The sequence below is a fragment of the Allobosea sp. FG18 genome, from assembly GCF_057809495.1.
Genome location: NZ_JBMDKB010000002.1, coordinates 139,035 through 154,319 on the forward strand (window position 1 = coordinate 139,035; position 15,285 = coordinate 154,319).

At 66.4% G+C, this 15,285-nt stretch carries 13 protein-coding genes; 4 read left to right on the top strand and 9 right to left on the bottom strand.

Going from position 1 to position 15,285, the window contains the following annotated elements; translation table 11 throughout:
• Positions 1–57: 57 nt before the first annotated feature.
• On the bottom strand, positions 58–357 hold the full coding sequence (locus ACODTJ_RS02845) for a hypothetical protein (RefSeq protein ID WP_454655722.1): 300 nt from the start codon (positions 355–357) through the stop codon (positions 58–60).
• 256 nt (positions 358–613) lie between these two features.
• On the opposite strand from ACODTJ_RS02845, the gene ACODTJ_RS02850 reads away from it, so the two are divergent.
• The gene (locus ACODTJ_RS02850; protein WP_454655723.1) at positions 614–922 is read left to right on the top strand and encodes a hypothetical protein; all 309 of its coding nucleotides are present in this window, start codon (positions 614–616) and stop codon (positions 920–922) included.
• 42 nt (positions 923–964) lie between these two features.
• Here the strand turns inward: ACODTJ_RS02850 and iolB are convergent, their stop codons facing one another.
• From iolB to ACODTJ_RS02890, 8 genes are all read right to left on the bottom strand, one after another.
• Positions 965–1,762: a 5-deoxy-glucuronate isomerase gene (gene iolB, locus ACODTJ_RS02855; RefSeq protein WP_454655724.1), complete on the bottom strand. Its 798-nt coding sequence runs from the start codon at positions 1,760–1,762 to the stop codon at positions 965–967.
• Between the two features lie 25 nt (positions 1,763–1,787).
• Positions 1,788–2,672, bottom strand: a complete 885-nt coding sequence (gene iolE / locus ACODTJ_RS02860; protein WP_454655725.1) for a myo-inosose-2 dehydratase — start codon at positions 2,670–2,672, stop codon at positions 1,788–1,790.
• Positions 2,673–2,704: 32 nt separating this feature from the next.
• Positions 2,705–4,555, bottom strand: coding sequence for a 3D-(3,5/4)-trihydroxycyclohexane-1,2-dione acylhydrolase (decyclizing) (iolD, locus tag ACODTJ_RS02865; protein WP_488847526.1), 1,851 nt, complete (start codon positions 4,553–4,555; stop codon positions 2,705–2,707).
• Positions 4,556–4,773: 218 nt separating this feature from the next.
• Positions 4,774–6,708 (bottom strand): bifunctional 5-dehydro-2-deoxygluconokinase/5-dehydro-2-deoxyphosphogluconate aldolase, encoded by a 1,935-nt coding sequence (locus ACODTJ_RS02870; RefSeq protein ID WP_454655727.1) that lies wholly within the window; start codon positions 6,706–6,708, stop codon positions 4,774–4,776.
• Positions 6,709–6,814: 106 nt separating this feature from the next.
• Positions 6,815–7,684 carry a MurR/RpiR family transcriptional regulator gene (locus ACODTJ_RS02875; protein ID WP_454655728.1) on the bottom strand — a complete coding sequence of 290 codons (870 nt, stop codon included), beginning with the start codon at positions 7,682–7,684 and terminating at the stop codon, positions 6,815–6,817.
• A gap of 98 nt (positions 7,685–7,782) precedes the next feature.
• Complete coding sequence (locus ACODTJ_RS02880; RefSeq protein WP_454655729.1) at positions 7,783–8,586, bottom strand: SDR family NAD(P)-dependent oxidoreductase; 804 nt, start codon at positions 8,584–8,586, stop codon at positions 7,783–7,785.
• A gap of 157 nt (positions 8,587–8,743) precedes the next feature.
• Positions 8,744–9,763, bottom strand: a complete 1,020-nt coding sequence (locus ACODTJ_RS02885) for a TRAP transporter substrate-binding protein (RefSeq protein ID WP_454655730.1) — start codon at positions 9,761–9,763, stop codon at positions 8,744–8,746.
• Positions 9,764–9,809: 46 nt separating this feature from the next.
• Positions 9,810–11,678, bottom strand: coding sequence for a TRAP transporter large permease (locus ACODTJ_RS02890; protein WP_454655731.1), 1,869 nt, complete (start codon positions 11,676–11,678; stop codon positions 9,810–9,812).
• A gap of 234 nt (positions 11,679–11,912) precedes the next feature.
• Between ACODTJ_RS02890 and ACODTJ_RS02895 the strand changes: the two genes are divergently transcribed.
• Genes ACODTJ_RS02895 through ACODTJ_RS02905 form a run of 3 tightly spaced genes read left to right on the top strand, consistent with a single transcriptional unit; the run spans position 11,913 to position 15,279 of the window.
• The gene (locus tag ACODTJ_RS02895; RefSeq protein WP_488847527.1) at positions 11,913–12,800 is read left to right on the top strand and encodes an IclR family transcriptional regulator; all 888 of its coding nucleotides are present in this window, start codon (positions 11,913–11,915) and stop codon (positions 12,798–12,800) included.
• The gene (locus ACODTJ_RS02900; protein WP_488847528.1) at positions 12,797–14,431 is read left to right on the top strand and encodes an acyl-CoA synthetase; all 1,635 of its coding nucleotides are present in this window, start codon (positions 12,797–12,799) and stop codon (positions 14,429–14,431) included. The genes ACODTJ_RS02895 and ACODTJ_RS02900 overlap by 4 nt, the downstream gene beginning before the upstream one ends.
• Entirely contained in the window at positions 14,428–15,279 is an 852-nt protein-coding gene (locus ACODTJ_RS02905) for a PCC domain-containing protein (RefSeq protein WP_454655733.1), read from the top strand. Before ACODTJ_RS02900 ends, ACODTJ_RS02905 begins: the two co-directional genes overlap by 4 nt.
• Positions 15,280–15,285 lie beyond the last annotated feature (6 nt).

Consider the following 15,285-nt stretch of genomic DNA (forward strand, 5'->3'; position numbering starts at 1 on the left):
GCCGCAGGGCTTCGATATTTCAAAAGGGGTACCTTCCGAGGAAGGTGCCCCGTTATCTCACCACCAGTAGCCGCGGCGGCCGTAGTAACCACGGCCGTAATAGGCGCGGTTGTCAGCGGCGATGAGTGCACCACCGACGACACCGGCGGCGACGCCAGCGGCGACGGCCGAGCCGGCCTCGTTCGAGGCGCGGCGGTTCTCGACATAGTTGGCCGAACGGCACTGCTGATAGGCGCGGGTGCCGGGGCGGAAGCCCTGGGCCTCGCAAGTCACTTCGGCGTCGGCCATCGACTCCTGCGCGGTCTGGCAACCGGCGAGGAGCGCAGCCATCGCGCCAACAATCAGAATGCTACGCATATTTTGTCCCTTTTCAGCCTCCCATTGGCCTGAAGGGACTTAAGAGCAGCCGCGCCGGCAGGTCAAGAATGACGCAGGGTTTGCGTTAAAGTTCGCAACGTCAAATCGCGACAATTCCGCTGCATTTGTGACGTTTCCGCCGAATAGCCGGCGGCGAGCCGGGCGGTGTGACGGTTTCGCGCTGGCACGGGCTTGCATTTGGAGCGAAGCGGCGGAACATGCGCGCAGACCCGATCAGCCCAGCCCGGACGCGACGATGCCCCGCTTTTTCTTCCTCATGCCGGTCCTGCTGCTCGGGGCCTGCACCTATCACACGTCGCGCAGCAGCGTCGTCGTCGTGACCGACGCGAAGAGCGTTGTGGAGAATTGCACGAAGCTGAGCGAGATCGACGGGCAGGACAGCTCCCATGCGATCATGCCGCTCGACAAGACGCGCGATTCGGTGGTGGCGCGCCTGAAGATCGCCGGGGCGGAGAAGGGCGGGACCCATGTCTTCGCCACGGCGGCCGACATCAAGTGGAAGGGGCCGGATACCAAGGGCACCGTCTACAAGTGCACGCCCTGAGGCGCAGCCTCACCGCGCCTCGGCCTGCTTTCCGGGGAGGGCTCAGCCCTTCAGCAACCACTCATGCTCGGCGGCGTTGTGGAATTTCCAGGTCCGCTTCGGGCCGGCCATGACGTTAAGGTAGTAGAGGTCGTAGCCGTGGCAGGTGGCGCAGGGGTGATAGCCCTTGGGCACCAGCACGACATCGCCATCCTCGATCGCCATGGCCTCGTCCAGGCTGCGGTCGTCGGTATAGACGCGCTGGAAGCCAAAGCCCTGCGGCGGGTTGAGACGGTGATAATAGGTCTCTTCCAGATGGGATTCGCGCGGCAGGTCGTCCCGGTCGTGCTTGTGCGGCGGGTAGCTCGAGGTATTGCCCGCGGGCGTGACGACCTCGACCACGAGCAATGAATCCGCCGGCTCGTTCTCCGGCAGGATGTTGGTGACGTGGCGGGTGTTCGAGCCCTTGCCGCGGATCTCCTGGCCGAGATCGTCCGGGCTGATGACGCGGATGGGCAGGCCGCCCTTGAGGCCAGGGGCTGTGCAGACCGCGAGTTCGAGATCGGTCGTCGCGGTGACCGACCAGTCGGACCCCTCCGGCAGATAAACCGACCAGGGCTTGCCCTCGAAGGGGCTCATCCGCTGGCCGAGCTCTCCCAAAGCGTCGCCGCCGGCTGTGACCTTGCCCTTGCCGGTGACGAAAACGAGGCAGGTCTCGCGGGTGCCGGTCTTGGCCGCGACGGTTTCGCCCGGCTTCAGGCGATGCATATCGAAGCCGACATAGGTCCAGCCGGCGCTTTCCGGCGTGACATGGGTGACGCGGCCGCTCGTGCCTTGCGGCTTGACCTTGAGATGGGACATCGGCTGTTTCCTATCCGTTGGGCAATCAAGCCAGTCCGGCTTCCTTGATGAAGCGGCTGAGATTGGCGTGGCCGAGCTTCGCATAGGTCGCGGGCTCCGCCTTCTTCGGATCCTGCTCGGCCTCGACCACGATCCAGCCGGAATAGCCCTGCAATTCCTTGAGCACGCGGACATAGTCGATCAGGCCATCGCCCGGCACGGTGTAGACGCCGGCAAGCACGGATTCGAGGAAGGACCAGTCCTCGCGGTTGGAGCGCCACATCACGGCTTCGCGGATGTCCTTGCAATGGACATGGTGGATGCGCGCCTTCCAGTGGCGGGCGATCCGGGCGGGATCGCCGCCGCCCCAGGTGGCATGGCCGGTATCGAGCAAGAGGCCCACGGCCGGGCTGGTGACACCCATGAACCGGTCGATCTCAGCCTCGGTCTGCACGACCGTGCCCATGTGATGGTGATAGACGAGCTGGAGGCCGTACTCGGCCTTCACGGCTTCCGCGAAACTGGTGTAGCGCGCGCCGAAATCGTCCCAGCGGTTCTTCGGGAGTACGGGGCGGGCCGAGAGCGGCTTGGCGATGTCGGAATGGATCGCGTTAGAGGTCTCGGCCGCGATCAGGACCGAGCAGCCCATGTCGCGCAGCAGCGTCGCATGGGCCTTCACGGCGACCATCTCGGCCGCGACGTCGCGGACGAGCAATTCGGTCGAGTACCATCCGGACACCAAGGCATGGCCGTGGGCGTCGAGGATCGGTTTCAGCTTGCCGGCTTCGCGCGGAAACTTGTTGCCGAGCTCCATGCCGGTGAAGCCGGCCTCACGGGCCTCCTTCAGGCAGGTTTCGAGCGGGATGTCGCCGCCGATCTCCAGCATGTCGTCATTCGACCAGCCGATGGGGTTCGCGCCGATGCGGATCATGTGTCGGGTCTTTCTTGCCTATGGGAACGGCTTCAGTTGCCGATGGTCTGACGCTTGCGTCGTTCGTCGTAATTCGCCCGCGCCGTGCGGACCTGCTCGCGCTGGCTCACCTCGGGCACCGCGACATCCCACCAGGCACCGCCAGCTCCGGTCGAGATCAGCGGGTCGGTGTCGATGACGACGACGGTCGTGCGGGTATTGGTCTTGGCCTGCGCCAACGCGGTTTCGAACTCGGCGATCGAGGCTGCCTTCGTGGCGATCGCGCCCATGCTGGCGGCATGCTGGACGAAGTCGATCTCGGGCAGGGTCTCGTGCCGGGTGTCCTTGAGCAGGTTGTTGAAGCTCTGGCTGCCGGTGGCCATCTGCAGGCGGTTGATGCAGCCGAAGCCGCGATTGTCGAGCAGGACGATGGTGAGCTTCAGGCCGAGCATCACCGAGGTCGCGATCTCGGAATTGAGCATCAGGTAGGAGCCGTCGCCGACCATGACGACGACCTCCTTGTCGGGCTGGGCCATCTTGGCGCCGAGCCCGCCGGCGATCTCGTAGCCCATGCAGGAGAAACCGTATTCGGCGTGGTAGGAGCCTGGTGCGCCGGCTTGCCAGAGCTTGTGCAATTCGCCGGGCAGGCCGCCCGCCGCATGGAGCAGGATGACGTCGGAACCCAGCGTGCGCTGGACCGCGCCGATGACCTGCGCATCCGAGGGCAGAGCGGCATTGCTGGCGGCGGTCGCCTTGCCGGCTTCCTTCAGCCATTCGGCCTTGCCGGCCTTGGCATTGGTGGTCCAGCTCTCCGGCGCCTTCCAGTCGCCGATGGCCTGCGCCAGTTCCGCAAGACCTTCGCGGGCGTCGGCGACGACAGGCAGCGCGCGGTGCTTCCCGGCGTCGAAGGACTGGACGTTGAGGCCGATGATCGTCTTCTGGGCGGCGCCGAACAGCGCCCAGGAGCCGGTGGTGAAATCCTGCAGGCGCGTGCCGACGGCGAGAACGAGGTCGGCCTCGGCGGCGAGGCGGTTAGCAACCTCCGTGCCGGTGACACCCACGGCGGCCATGTTGAGTGCGTTGTCGTCGGGCAGTGCGGATTTGCCGCCTTGCGTCTCGCAGACCGGGGTGCCGGTCGCGGCCGAGAAGCGGGCGAGCTCGTCGCTGGCACCGGAATAGAGCACGCCGCCACCGGCGACGATCAGAGGCTTCTTCGCCGCCTTCAGGGCCTCGGCGGCAGCCTTCAGCTCGTCGCGGTCGGAGCGGGGACGGCGCGGCGTCCAGAGGCGCTCGATGAAGAAGCTCTCGGGATAGTCATAGGCCTCGGCCTGCACGTCCTGGCAGAGCGCGAGCGTGACCGGGCCGCATTCGGCTGGGTCAGTCAGCACCTGCATAGCGCGCGTGAGCGCGGGGATGATCTGCTCGGGCCGGGTGATGCGGTCGAAATAGCGTGAGACGGGCTTGAAGCAGTCGTTGGCTGAGACGGTCCCGTCGCCGAAATCCTCGACCTGCTGGAGGACGGGATCGGGGATGCGGTTGGCGAAGACATCGCCCGGCAGCAGCAGCACCGGCAGACGGTTGACATGGGCGAGCGCCGCGGCGGTGACAAGGTTGGTCGCGCCGGGGCCGATCGAGGTCGTCGCGGCCATGAAGCGGCGGCGCATGTTCGCTTTGGCATAGGCGATTGCCGCATGGGCCATGGCCTGCTCGTTATGAGCGCGGAAGGTCGGCAGGCGCTCGCGCTCATGCCAGAGCGCCTCGCCGAGGCCTGCGACATTGCCATGGCCGAAGATCGCCCAGACGCCGCCGAAGATCGGCAGGCGCTGCCCGTCGATCTCGGTCATCTGGCGGCTGAGATAGCGCGTCAGCGCCTGCGCCATGGTGAGGCGGACGGTGGCAGTCATCGCAGCTTCCGACTCTTTGCAACAAGTGACGATGTCATCCCGGGCGAGCGAAGCGAGACGCTTGTCATTCCGGGGCTTCGCGGAGCGAAGAACCCGGAACCCACGACCGGGTGAGCTGCCTGCAACCGGACATGGGATGTCTCACCCGGTTGTGGGTTCCGGGTTCGCGCCTGCGGCGCGCCCCGGAATGACAAAGGTGGTTTCCGGCCGGACACGATCTACGCCGCTTTCCGGCCGCGCGTGGCGAGCCAGAGGCCGGTCAGCGCTTCGAAGCGCCGGGCCATGTCGGCGATCGCGGCCTCGTCGTCGAGCTTGCCGGCAAGCCAGCCTTCAGCCGCGCTCATGAAGATGGTGCGGCCGACGGCAAAGCCCTTGACGATCGGGGCCGAGGCGGTGGCGGCGAAGCCGGCCTCCAGCTCCTCGGCCGGCGCATCGAGGCCGAGCAGCAGCACGCCGCGGCACCAGGGGTCGTGCTTCGCGATGGTCTTCTCGATCGCAGCCCAGGCGGCGGGGGAGGATTGCGGTTCCAGCTTCCACCAGTCGGGCTTGATGCCGAGCGCGTAGATCTCCTCAAGCGCCCGCGAAATCGTGTCGGCGCCGAGCGGGCCATTCTTGCTGGCGATGATCTCGATCAGCAATTCGCGGCCGACCTTGCGCGCGGCCTCGAACAGGCCGCGCAGCTTCTCCTGCTGCTCGCGCTTCAGCTCCTCGGGGTCGTCGGGGTGATAGAAGCAGAGCGCCTTGATGCAGTGATCGACCGGCCATTCCGGCAGGAGCGAGCCGATGTCCTGGCTCGTCTCGAAGCGCAACGGGCGCGAGCCCGGCAACTCGACCGGGCGGCCGAGCCAGGCGAAGGGATGGCGGGCGAACTCGAACATCGCCTCGCGGCCATGCTTCTCGTCGAGCAGCATGCCGTAGCCGGGGCGGCCATCGGCGACGCGGGCGGCGGCCTTGACCGCCAGCACCTTGAAGTCGCGGATGCGGGCGGGCTCGGCGCCGAGCTTCGCGGCGAGGTCTTCCAGCTGCGAGCGATGATCGCAGGCGAGCGCCATCAGCGAAGGGATGTCGCGGCGGCGCGTCGTCGCCCAGTGGATGTGGTTGATGTCGGCGTCCTTGCGCAGCGCGCGATGCGGGCTGCCGTTCCTGAGGAAATATTGCAGCTCCTCGAAGGTCGGGCTTTCCGGCGAGCAAAGCAGGCGCGAGACGGCGAAGGCGCCGCAGGCATTGGCCCAGGTCGCGGCGGTCGCGAGGCTCTCGCCGCCGAGCCAGCCACGCAGGAAGCCGGACATGAAGGCGTCGCCGGCGCCAAGCACATTGTAGACCTCGATCGGGAAGCCCTTGCCGACGATGCCGTCCTCGAGGTCTTCGGGGATCGCGCCCTCATAGACGATACAGCCCATCGGGCCGCGCTTGAGCACGATGGTCGCCGGGGTCAGCGAGCGGATCGTCTTCAGGGCCGGCAGCAATTCGCTCTCGCCCGAGGCGATCAGCACCTCTTCCTCGGTGCCGATGATGAGATCGCAGCCGGGCAGGACGGTCTTCATCCGCTCGGAGACGGCCTGCGAGGCGATGTAGCGGTTGTCACCGGCATCGTGACCGGCAAGGCCCCAGAGGTTCGGGCGGTAGTCGATGTCGAGCACGACCTTGCCGCCGTTCTCGCGCATCAGCTTCATCGCCTTGCGCTGGGCGGACTCCGGGCCGGGCCGGGCGAAATGTGTGCCGGTGACGACGACGGCGCGGGCCTTGGCGATGAAGGCGGGGTCGATATCGCCTTCCTCCAGCGCCATGTCGGCGCAGTTCTCGCGGTAGAACAGCAGCGGGAAGGACTTGTCGCTCTCGACCGAGAGGATGGCGAGCGCGGTCAGGCGCTCGGGATCGGTCCTGAGGCCGTCGAGATTGACGCCTTCGCGGGCGAGCTGTTCGCGCAGGAAGCGGCCGAACTGCTCGTTGCCGACGCGGGTCAGCAGGGCCGAGCGCAGGCCGAGCCGGGCGGTGCCGATCGCGATATTGGCCGGGCAACCGCCGACCGATTTGGCGAAGGAGGTGACATCCTCCAGCCGCGAGCCGATCTGCTGGCCGTAGAGATCGACCGAGGCGCGGCCGATGGTGATGACGTCGAGCGCCTGCGCCGATCCGCCGAGCGGTCCCGCCATGTCTTCCTCCCGGCAGCGATGGTCATCGAAGCCGAGCGGCTCCGGTGGCGGGAATGAAATAATAATTCCAGTATTTCGTCAATGCGGAATGTCTGTTCCTAAAGTTTTAGATGGCTCCGCCACGCCTGCTTTTGCCGCGCCCGCCCCGGCGTGCCTCGCCGACGCCGACGGCGAGCGCCATCGACAGGGCCATGGTCGAGGCCAGCGTACGGAAGCCGCCGAAATCGGCCTCGGCGACCTCGAACCAGAGTTTCGCAAAGCTGGCCAGCGGCGAAAAGGCGCTGTCGGTGATGGCAACCAGCGGCACGCCGCGTTCGGCGAGGCCGCGCGCGTCTTCGATGGTGGCAGGCGCATAGGGCGAAAAGCTGATGATGATCGCGGCGTCCCTCGGGGTAGCGAAGGAGATCATCTCGGGATCGAGCCCGGCGGCGGATTCGATCATCTGGTTGCGGACCTCGAGCTTGCCGAGCGCATAGGCGAGATAGCTCGCCACGGGATAGGAGCGGCGCCGGGCGAGGATATAGATCGTCTCGGCGCGGGCTAGCACATCGATCGCGCGGTCGAGCGTCGCCTCGTCGAGGGTGCGGCTCATCACATCCAGCGACTTGCGCGAGGCGGTCAGGAAGCCGTCGAGGATGTGGTGGTTGCCAGCCGCGGTGCCGTCACCGACGCGCAGCGTGTTGAGGCGTTCCTCATAGCTGGAATTGCGCTCGCGCAGGCGTTCACGGAAGACGCCCTGCAGGCTGGTGAAGCCGTCGAAGCCGAGATGCTGGGCGAAGCGGATCAACGTGGACGGCTGGACGCCGGCCGAGACCGCGATGCTGGCCGCGGTGCCGAAAGCGATCTCGTCGGGGTTGTCGAGAGCATAGGCCGCGATCTGGGCGATACGCTTGGGCAGGCTCTCGCGCTGGGCGAGGATCGATGCGCGCAACTCGTCGAAATCGCGCGGCAGCTCCGCAACGGCGGTTTCGCTCATTCAAGGATTCCCGTTGCCGTCCCTCTTGCGGACAGTTCTGGCAGCGAAGCGGAAATGGAGCAAGCGTTCCATGGAAGGAATGAACGCTCGATGCTGGGCTAGCCCAGTGGCGCGGCCGAGCAGCTCTGGCCGCCATCGACCGGCAGGCAGACGCCTGTGATGAACTTCGCCTCGTCGGAGGCGAGGAAGATCGCGGCGTTGGCGATGTCCCAGGCGGTGCCCATCTTGCCCATCGGCACCTGTGCGTCGCGGGCGGCGACCATCTCTTCGACCGAGGCGTATTGCGAGGAGATCTGCCGATAGATCAACGGCGTGTCGATCAGGCCGGGCATGATGCAGTTCGCGCGGATGCCCTGCCTCGCATACTGCATCGCGAGCGCGACCGTCGCCTGGTTCACCGCTGCCTTGGTGGCGTAGTAGGCGAAGTAGGGATAGCCGGTCCAGCGGATGGCGGCGAGCGAGGAAATGTTGACGATGGCGCCGCCGCCGCCTTTCAGCATCTCCGGGATGACCGCCTTGGCGCAGCGATAGACCGAGCCGAGATTGAGCTGGAGCGAGGCATTGAACTGCTCCTCGGAAAGCTCGACCGGGCCGCCCATATGGGTGACGCCGACATTGTTGTGGAGGATGTCGATGCGACCAAAATGCCGGGCGGCTTCCGCGACGCAAGCCTCGACCGAGGCGAGGTCCGTGACATTAGCGGGGAGTGCCAGCGCGTTCCCGCCTTCACCCGCAATGATTGCGGCAGTCTCTTCGGCAGCATCGCGGTTGAGGTCGATGCAGGCGACGCCGGCACCCTCGCGGGCAAAGGCGACGGCCGCGGCCTTGCCATTGCCCCAGCCGGGGCCGGAGGAGCCGGCGCCGAAGACGATGGCGATCTTGCCCTTCAGCCGGTCGGCCATGGTGATCGGTCTCTCGATGTCAGAAATATCCGCGAGTCATCCCGGACAAGCGGCGAAGCCGCGCCGATCCGGGATCCATGCCTGAACTGTTCCGGCATGGATCCCGGGTCTGCGCTTCGCTACGCCCGGGATGACCCGCGCGTATGGTTGGCGAGGATCAGCTCAGCGAGCTGCCGACGGCCTTCTCCAGGATCGCCCAGGCCTCGTCGCCGTACTTCTTCTTCCACTCGGCGTAGAAGCCGGCCTTGCGCAGCATGTCGCGGAAGGCGTCGGCCTTGGTCTCGTTGACGACCATGCCCTTCGAGACGAGCTCGCCCTGCAGGCCGGCATTGAGCTTGGCGACATCCGCGCGCTCCAACAGGGCTGCGGCGTTGATGTTCTTGGCGACGATGGCGCGTAGGTCTTCCGGCAGACGCTCCCAGGCGCGGCGGTTGGCCAGGAACCAGAAGCCGTCCCACATATGGTTGGTCAGAGAGAGGTACTTCTGCACCTCGAAGAGCTTGGCGGTCGCGATGATCGCGAGCGGGTTCTCCTGGCCGTCGACGACCTTGGTCTGCAGCGCGGTATAGACCTCGGCGAAGTTGATCGAGGCCGGGGCCGACTGGAAGGCGGTGAACATCGAGGTCCAGAGCGGCGAGACCGGGACGCGGATCTTGAAGCCCTTGAGGTCATCCGGCGAGTTGACCGGGCCCTTGGACGAGGTGATCTGGCGGAAGCCGTTGTCCCAGATCTTGTCCATGACGACGAGATTGGCCTTGTTGATCTGGCCGCGGACATAGGCGCCGAGCTCGCCGTCCATCGCCTTCCAGACGGCGTCGTAGTTCGGGAAGGCGAAGCCGATGCCGGAGAGCGAGGCGTTGGCGACGAGCGTCGACAGGATCAGCGGCGAGAGCGTGAAGAACTCGACGCCGCCGGAGCGGACCTGGCTCAGCATGTCGGTGTCGGAGCCGAGCTGGTTGTTCGGGAAGATCTGGATGTCGACCCGGCCCTTGGTCTCTTCCTTGATCTTGGCCACCGCTTCGTTGGCGCGGGCGTTCATCGGGTGCGCGACGGGCAGGTTGTTGGCGTATTTGTAGGTGAACTCGGCGGCCTGGGCATTGGCGCGCCCGATATGGAAGGTGCCGATGGCGGAGGCGGCGGCCGAGGCCTGGAGCAGTGTGCGGCGCGAAATGGTCATGAGCGTTTCTCCTCGGGGATTGTGTGGTTTTTTCTTGTTGTGAGCTTCACAGCACCCAGGTCGAGAGCCCGGGCACGAGGGCGATGACGATGAGGCCGACGATCAGGGCGATCAGATAGGGCCAGATGGCGCCCATCGCTTCGTCCGGCGAGACGTTGCCGATCTTGCAGGCGATGTAGAAGCCGATGCCGATCGGCGGCGCCATCAGGCCGATATTCATCGCGGTGACCACGACCATCGAATAATGCACGTCGTTGATGCCGAGATTCTTGGCGATCGGGAACATCAGCGGTGCCATCAGCACGATCGCCGGCAGGCCTTCCAGCACGCAGCCCAGGATCATGAAGACGACGATGGTGACCGCCATGAAGGTGAGCCAGCCGCCGGGCAGGTTCGCCATGAAGACGGCGAGATCGCGGGCGAAGCCGGTCTGGGTCAGCGCCCAGGCCATGGCGAGCGCCGTGCCGAGAATGACCAGGATCGCGCCCGAAAGCGCCGCCGTCTCGACCAGCATCTGGTAGAACTTGCGCAGGCTGATGCCGCCATAGAGCACGATGCCGATGACGAGCGCGTAGAGCACCGCGATGGTCGAGACCTCGGTCGCGGTCGCGACGCCGCCGCCGACCGCGGCGCGGATGATGAAGGGCAGGACCAGCGCCGGCGCCGCGACGAGCGCCACCTTGCCGATCACCGCAAGCGGGGCGCGGCGCACGCCTTTCATGTCTTCCGCCGCCGCCTTCCAGCGGGCGAGGCCTGCGAGCGCGACGAGCAGGACGCCGGCGATGACGAAGCCCGCGTTGAACAGGCCCGCGATCGAGACGCCGGCGACGGAGCCCAGCACTATCAGGACGATCGAGGGCGGCACCGTGTCAGCCATGGCGGCGCCGGTGGAGAGCAGCGCGATCAGGTCCTTGGGCTTGTAGCCGCGGCGCTTCATCTCCGGGAAGAGCGCGGGGGCGACCGTCGCCATGTCCGAGACCTTGGAGCCCGAAATGCCTGAGACCAAATAGAGCGAGCCGAGCAGGACATAGGACATGCCGGCGCGGACATGGCCGAGCAGGGATGCGAGGAAGTCGACGATCGCCTTGCCCATGCCGGTGGCGTCGAGGATGCAGCCGAGGAGCACGAAGATCGGCACGGAGAGCAGGATGAGGCTCGACATGCCCTCGTCCATGCGCCCGATCATCACGATCATCGGGACATTGGTCGAGAAGGCGAGGAAGGCGAGCGTGCCCAGCCCGAAGCAGAAGGCGATCGGAACGCCGGCGACAAGGCAGGCGGCGACGACGCAGACCAGGAAGATCAGGATGTTGTAGTAGCCGAGGGTCTTCAGCGTCGGCCCCAGCAGCCAGAAGGCGAGGCCGAGCCCGCCGATGATCAGAGCCGAGGCTGCGATGTCCGCCAGACGCCCGGTCTTGAAGGTATAGCGGATCGTCAGAAGCAGCATCAGCGCGATGCCGACGGCGATGGCGGAGACCCGCCAGCTGACGGGGATGTTGAGCGCTGCCGAGGTGACGTAGCTCTCTTCCACGGCGTAATCGATGGCGGGATAGACCATCGCCGCGAGGAAGGCGGCAACCGCGAGCAGCGCGAGTGTTTCGACGAATTCGCGCAGGCGCGGGGGCATCATGCCGACGAAGAGCGTCAGGCGCAGATGCTCGTTGCGGTCGACGGCGATGGCGGCGCCGAGCATGGCGAGCCAGATGAAGGAAATCGAGGCGACCTCGTCGACCCAGACGAAGGGCAGCGAGAAGACATAGCGCGAGACGACGCCGAGCAGCAGCACGCCGATGATGAAGGCAACCAGGGCGGCTGCGACGATCTCGACCGGGCGCATGATGGCGGAGCCGGGGCGCGCGCCTTCGTTCTCGCTCAGGTTCTCGGGGATATGCAGCGTATCGACGACATCGACCATGCGGCGGCCTCAGATGCCGGTCGCCAGGCGCAATACGCCCGTCATGTGGGATGCCTCGAGGGCCATCGTTCCGTTCCTCCCTTCGCGCCGATCTTGTGATGTCGTCGGCGTCGATTGCGGTCCACACTGTGAATAGCTGGGTAGTGGGACGGGCCGCAGATTACACGAGGGAAGCGGCATTGCAATCCGCAAAGCGCCCATCTACGGTTGGGAGATAAGAATAAGGTCCATATCATGGACCATTTGGAGGAGCGCTTGCCGCAGAATTCCATGGCCGAGGCCGGGTTGTCCGGCTCGCAGAGCGTCGATCGCGCTCTGGGGCTGCTCTCGCTCATCGGGCGTGAGCCGGCCGAAGGCCTGCCGCTCGGCGAGATCGTTTCCGGCAGCGGACTCAACAAGCCGACGACGCGCCGTCTGCTGCTGGCTTTGATGCGCGCGGGGCTGGTCGAGCAGGAGCCGCTGACGCGCCGCTATTGCCTGGGCGAGGAGGCCTTCGTGCTCGGCGTGCTGGCGGCCCGGCGCCACGGCCTGCTCGAGATCGCAATGGACGGTCTGCGACGGCTCTCGGCCGAGACGCAGGACACGAGCTTCCTCACGGTTCGGCGCGAGAACTATGCGATCTGCCTGCATCGGGAGGAGGGGACCTATCCGGTCCGCACCCATGCCTTGCAGGCCGGTGACCAGCATCCGCTCGGCGTCGGTGCCGGTTCGCTGGCGATGCTGGCGGCCCTTCCCGACGACGATGTGGACCGGGTGATCGCAGCCAACGAGGCCGCGTTGCTGGCGCGCTATCCGGGCTTCGCGCCGGAGGCGTTGCGGGTCGATATCGTGGCGACGCGCGAGCGCGGCTTCTCGCTCAATCCCGGCCGGCTCGTGGCCAGCTCATGGGGCATCGGGCGGGCTTTCCGCTATCCGGACGGGCGGGTCGCGGGGGCGCTTTCCATCGCGGCGATCGACAGCCGGATGACGCCTAGCCGGCAGGCAGAGGTTGCAGTGCCATTGGCGCGCGAGGCCGAGCGGCTGGAAGCGCTGCTGAAGCAGATGTTCGTATCCAAGGGGGCTGCGCGGCCGACCGTGCCTGCCGCCTCGCGACCTATCGAGACAGGGAGAGCCGCAAAATGAGCTCTGCAACCACAACCCCGACCGGGGGCGTCGTGCCGATGACCCGGCGCGTGATGAACCTCGCCCATATCGCGACGCAGAATGCGCGGCGCTTGGCCGAGCATCCCGCCTTCATCTGGGGCGAGAAGACGCTCGACTGGGCCGAGATCGACGCGCAGGTTTCGGCGCTGGCGGCGGGCTTGCGGGCACGCGGCATCGGCAAGGGCGATCGCCTGCTCGTCCATTCCAAGAACTGCGACGCGATGTTCGTCTCGATGTTCGCGACCTTCCGGCTCGGCGCCGTCTGGGTGCCCACCAATTTCCGCCTGCTGCCGGACGAGGTCGCCTATCTCGCGACAGCCTCGGGCGCGAAGGGCTTCCTCTGCCATGGCGATTTTCCGGAGCATGCGGCCGCCGTCGCGGCCGCGAGCCCGGCGCCGGAGTTCATCTGGCGGATCGGCGGGGGGGCCTTCGGCGAGGACGAGGTCGGCGCGGTGATCGCGCGCCATCGCGGTGAGAAGGTCGAGAACGCGGCGGTCGAGCATGACGATCCCTGCTGGTTCTTCTTTACCTCCGGCACGACCGGGCGCTCCAAGGCGGCCGTGCTGACCCATGGCCAGATGGGCTTCGTCATCACCAACCATCTCTGCGACCTCGTGCCGGGTTCGACCGAGGCTGACGCCTCGCTGGTGGTGGCGCCGCTTTCGCACGGCGCGGGCGTGCACCAGCTCATGATCTCGGCGCGTGGCGCGACCTCGATCCTGCTGCCGACCGAGCGCTTCTATATCGACGAGGCCTATCGCCTGATCGCGAAGCACCGGATCAGCAACATCTTCACCGTGCCCACGATCCTGAAGATGCTGGTCGAGCATCCCGCCGTGGACCAGCACGATCATTCGAGCCTGCGCTACATCATCTATGCGGGCGCGCCGATGTATCGCGAGGACCAGAAGGCGGCGCTCAGGAAGCTGGGCAAGGTGATCGTGCAGTATTTCGGGCTGGGCGAGGTCACCGGTAACATCACCGTGCTGCCGCCGGCCCTGCACGAGGCCGAGGACGGGCCGAACGCTCGCATCGGCACCTGCGGCTTCGAGCGCACGGGCATGCAGGTGCAGATCCAGGACGATGAGGGGAAAGAGGTCGAGCCCGGTGTTCAGGGTGAGATCTGCGTGATCGGTCCGGCCGTCTTCGCAGGCTATTACGACAACCCGGAAGCCAACGCGAAATCCTTCCGCAACGGCTGGTTCCGCACTGGCGATCTCGGCCATATGGACGAGCAGGGCTTCGTCTACATCACCGGCCGGGCCTCGGACATGTACATCTCCGGCGGTTCGAACATCTATCCGCGCGAGATCGAGGAGAAGATCCTGACCCATCCGGCGATCGCCGAGGTCGCGGTGCTCGGCGTGCCCGATCCGGTCTGGGGCGAGATCGGCATCGCCGTCTGCGTCAACCGGCCGGGCCAGCAGGCGACGGAAGCCGAGATCGCCGATTTCCTCGGGCCGAAGATCGCCCGCTACAAGATGCCGAAGCGCTTCCTGTTCTGGGAAGCCCTGCCGAAATCCGGCTATGGCAAAGTGCCGAAGCGCCTCGTCAAGGACGAGCTGGAGAAGCGCGGCGAGCTCGATTTCCTCAAGGGGAAGGCGTCGTGAGGCGCATCCAGCAGCCCGGTACCGGCACACCCGAGCGCATCCAGTGGGTGGAATGCAGCGGGCGGGCCTTCTCGCTAACGCTAACGGCCGGGGTGCCCTTGCTGGAGGCGGTGAGGAGCGGCTTCGCGGCCGAGGGTTTTGCTTCGGGCGTGGTCAGGCTCGACGGGCTCAGGCTCGCGCCCTTCGCTTATGTAATGCCGGCGCTGTCGAAGACGCCGGAATATGCCGCCTTCTACAGCGATACGTATCGGCCGGAGGGCGGAGCGCGCCTTGAGGTCGGCGCGATGACCTTCGGCCAGCGTGACGGGGCGCCGTTCTTCCATGCTCATGCCTTGTGGGCAGAGGGCGACGGCAGGCGCAGCGGCGGGCATATCCTGCCCGACGAGACGACCGTGGCGGAGACGATCACGCTGCAGGCGGTGGGACTTGACGGTGCGGCGTTCACGGCCGAACCGGATAGCGAGACGCATTTCAAGCTGTTCGGGCCGGTGTCGGCTGCATCTGGTGGCGCCGGGGCAGGGCGGTTCTTCGCGCTGCGCGTGAAGCCGAATGTCGATTTCTGCGGAGCGCTGGAAGCGTTCTGCGCCGAGCGCGGCATCCGCGAGGCGGTGGTCCATGGCGGCGTCGGCTCGACCATCGGGGCGCGCTTCACGGATGGCGGCGTGGTTGAGAATTTTGCGACTGAGGTCGCGATTACCGAGGGGCGGATCGCTCCCGGCGTTAGCGGATTCGAAGCGGCGATCGATGTCGCGCTGGTAGATTACAGCGGCGCGCTGGCGAGCGGCCGGCTGGTCCGCGGTGACAACCCGGTTCTGATGACTTTCGAGTTGGTGCTGGAAGCCCGCTGACGCAAA

Coding starts and splice junctions, on each gene's coding strand:
- iolD (WP_488847526.1), bottom strand. CDS start 4,555: ATGACTGCCACCGTCCGCCTCACCATGGCGCAGGCGCTGACGCGCTAT.
- ACODTJ_RS02845 (WP_454655722.1), bottom strand. CDS start 357: ATGCGTAGCATTCTGATTGTTGGCGCGATGGCTGCGCTCCTCGCCGGT.
- ACODTJ_RS02850 (WP_454655723.1), top strand. CDS start 614: ATGCCCCGCTTTTTCTTCCTCATGCCGGTCCTGCTGCTCGGGGCCTGC.
- ACODTJ_RS02890 (WP_454655731.1), bottom strand. CDS start 11,678: ATGGTCGATGTCGTCGATACGCTGCATATCCCCGAGAACCTGAGCGAG.
- iolB (WP_454655724.1), bottom strand. CDS start 1,762: ATGTCCCATCTCAAGGTCAAGCCGCAAGGCACGAGCGGCCGCGTCACC.
- ACODTJ_RS02875 (WP_454655728.1), bottom strand. CDS start 7,684: ATGAGCGAAACCGCCGTTGCGGAGCTGCCGCGCGATTTCGACGAGTTG.
- ACODTJ_RS02880 (WP_454655729.1), bottom strand. CDS start 8,586: ATGGCCGACCGGCTGAAGGGCAAGATCGCCATCGTCTTCGGCGCCGGC.
- ACODTJ_RS02885 (WP_454655730.1), bottom strand. CDS start 9,763: ATGACCATTTCGCGCCGCACACTGCTCCAGGCCTCGGCCGCCGCCTCC.
- ACODTJ_RS02895 (WP_488847527.1), top strand. CDS start 11,913: ATGGACCATTTGGAGGAGCGCTTGCCGCAGAATTCCATGGCCGAGGCC.
- ACODTJ_RS02870 (WP_454655727.1), bottom strand. CDS start 6,708: ATGGCGGGACCGCTCGGCGGATCGGCGCAGGCGCTCGACGTCATCACC.
- ACODTJ_RS02900 (WP_488847528.1), top strand. CDS start 12,797: ATGAGCTCTGCAACCACAACCCCGACCGGGGGCGTCGTGCCGATGACC.
- iolE (WP_454655725.1), bottom strand. CDS start 2,672: ATGATCCGCATCGGCGCGAACCCCATCGGCTGGTCGAATGACGACATG.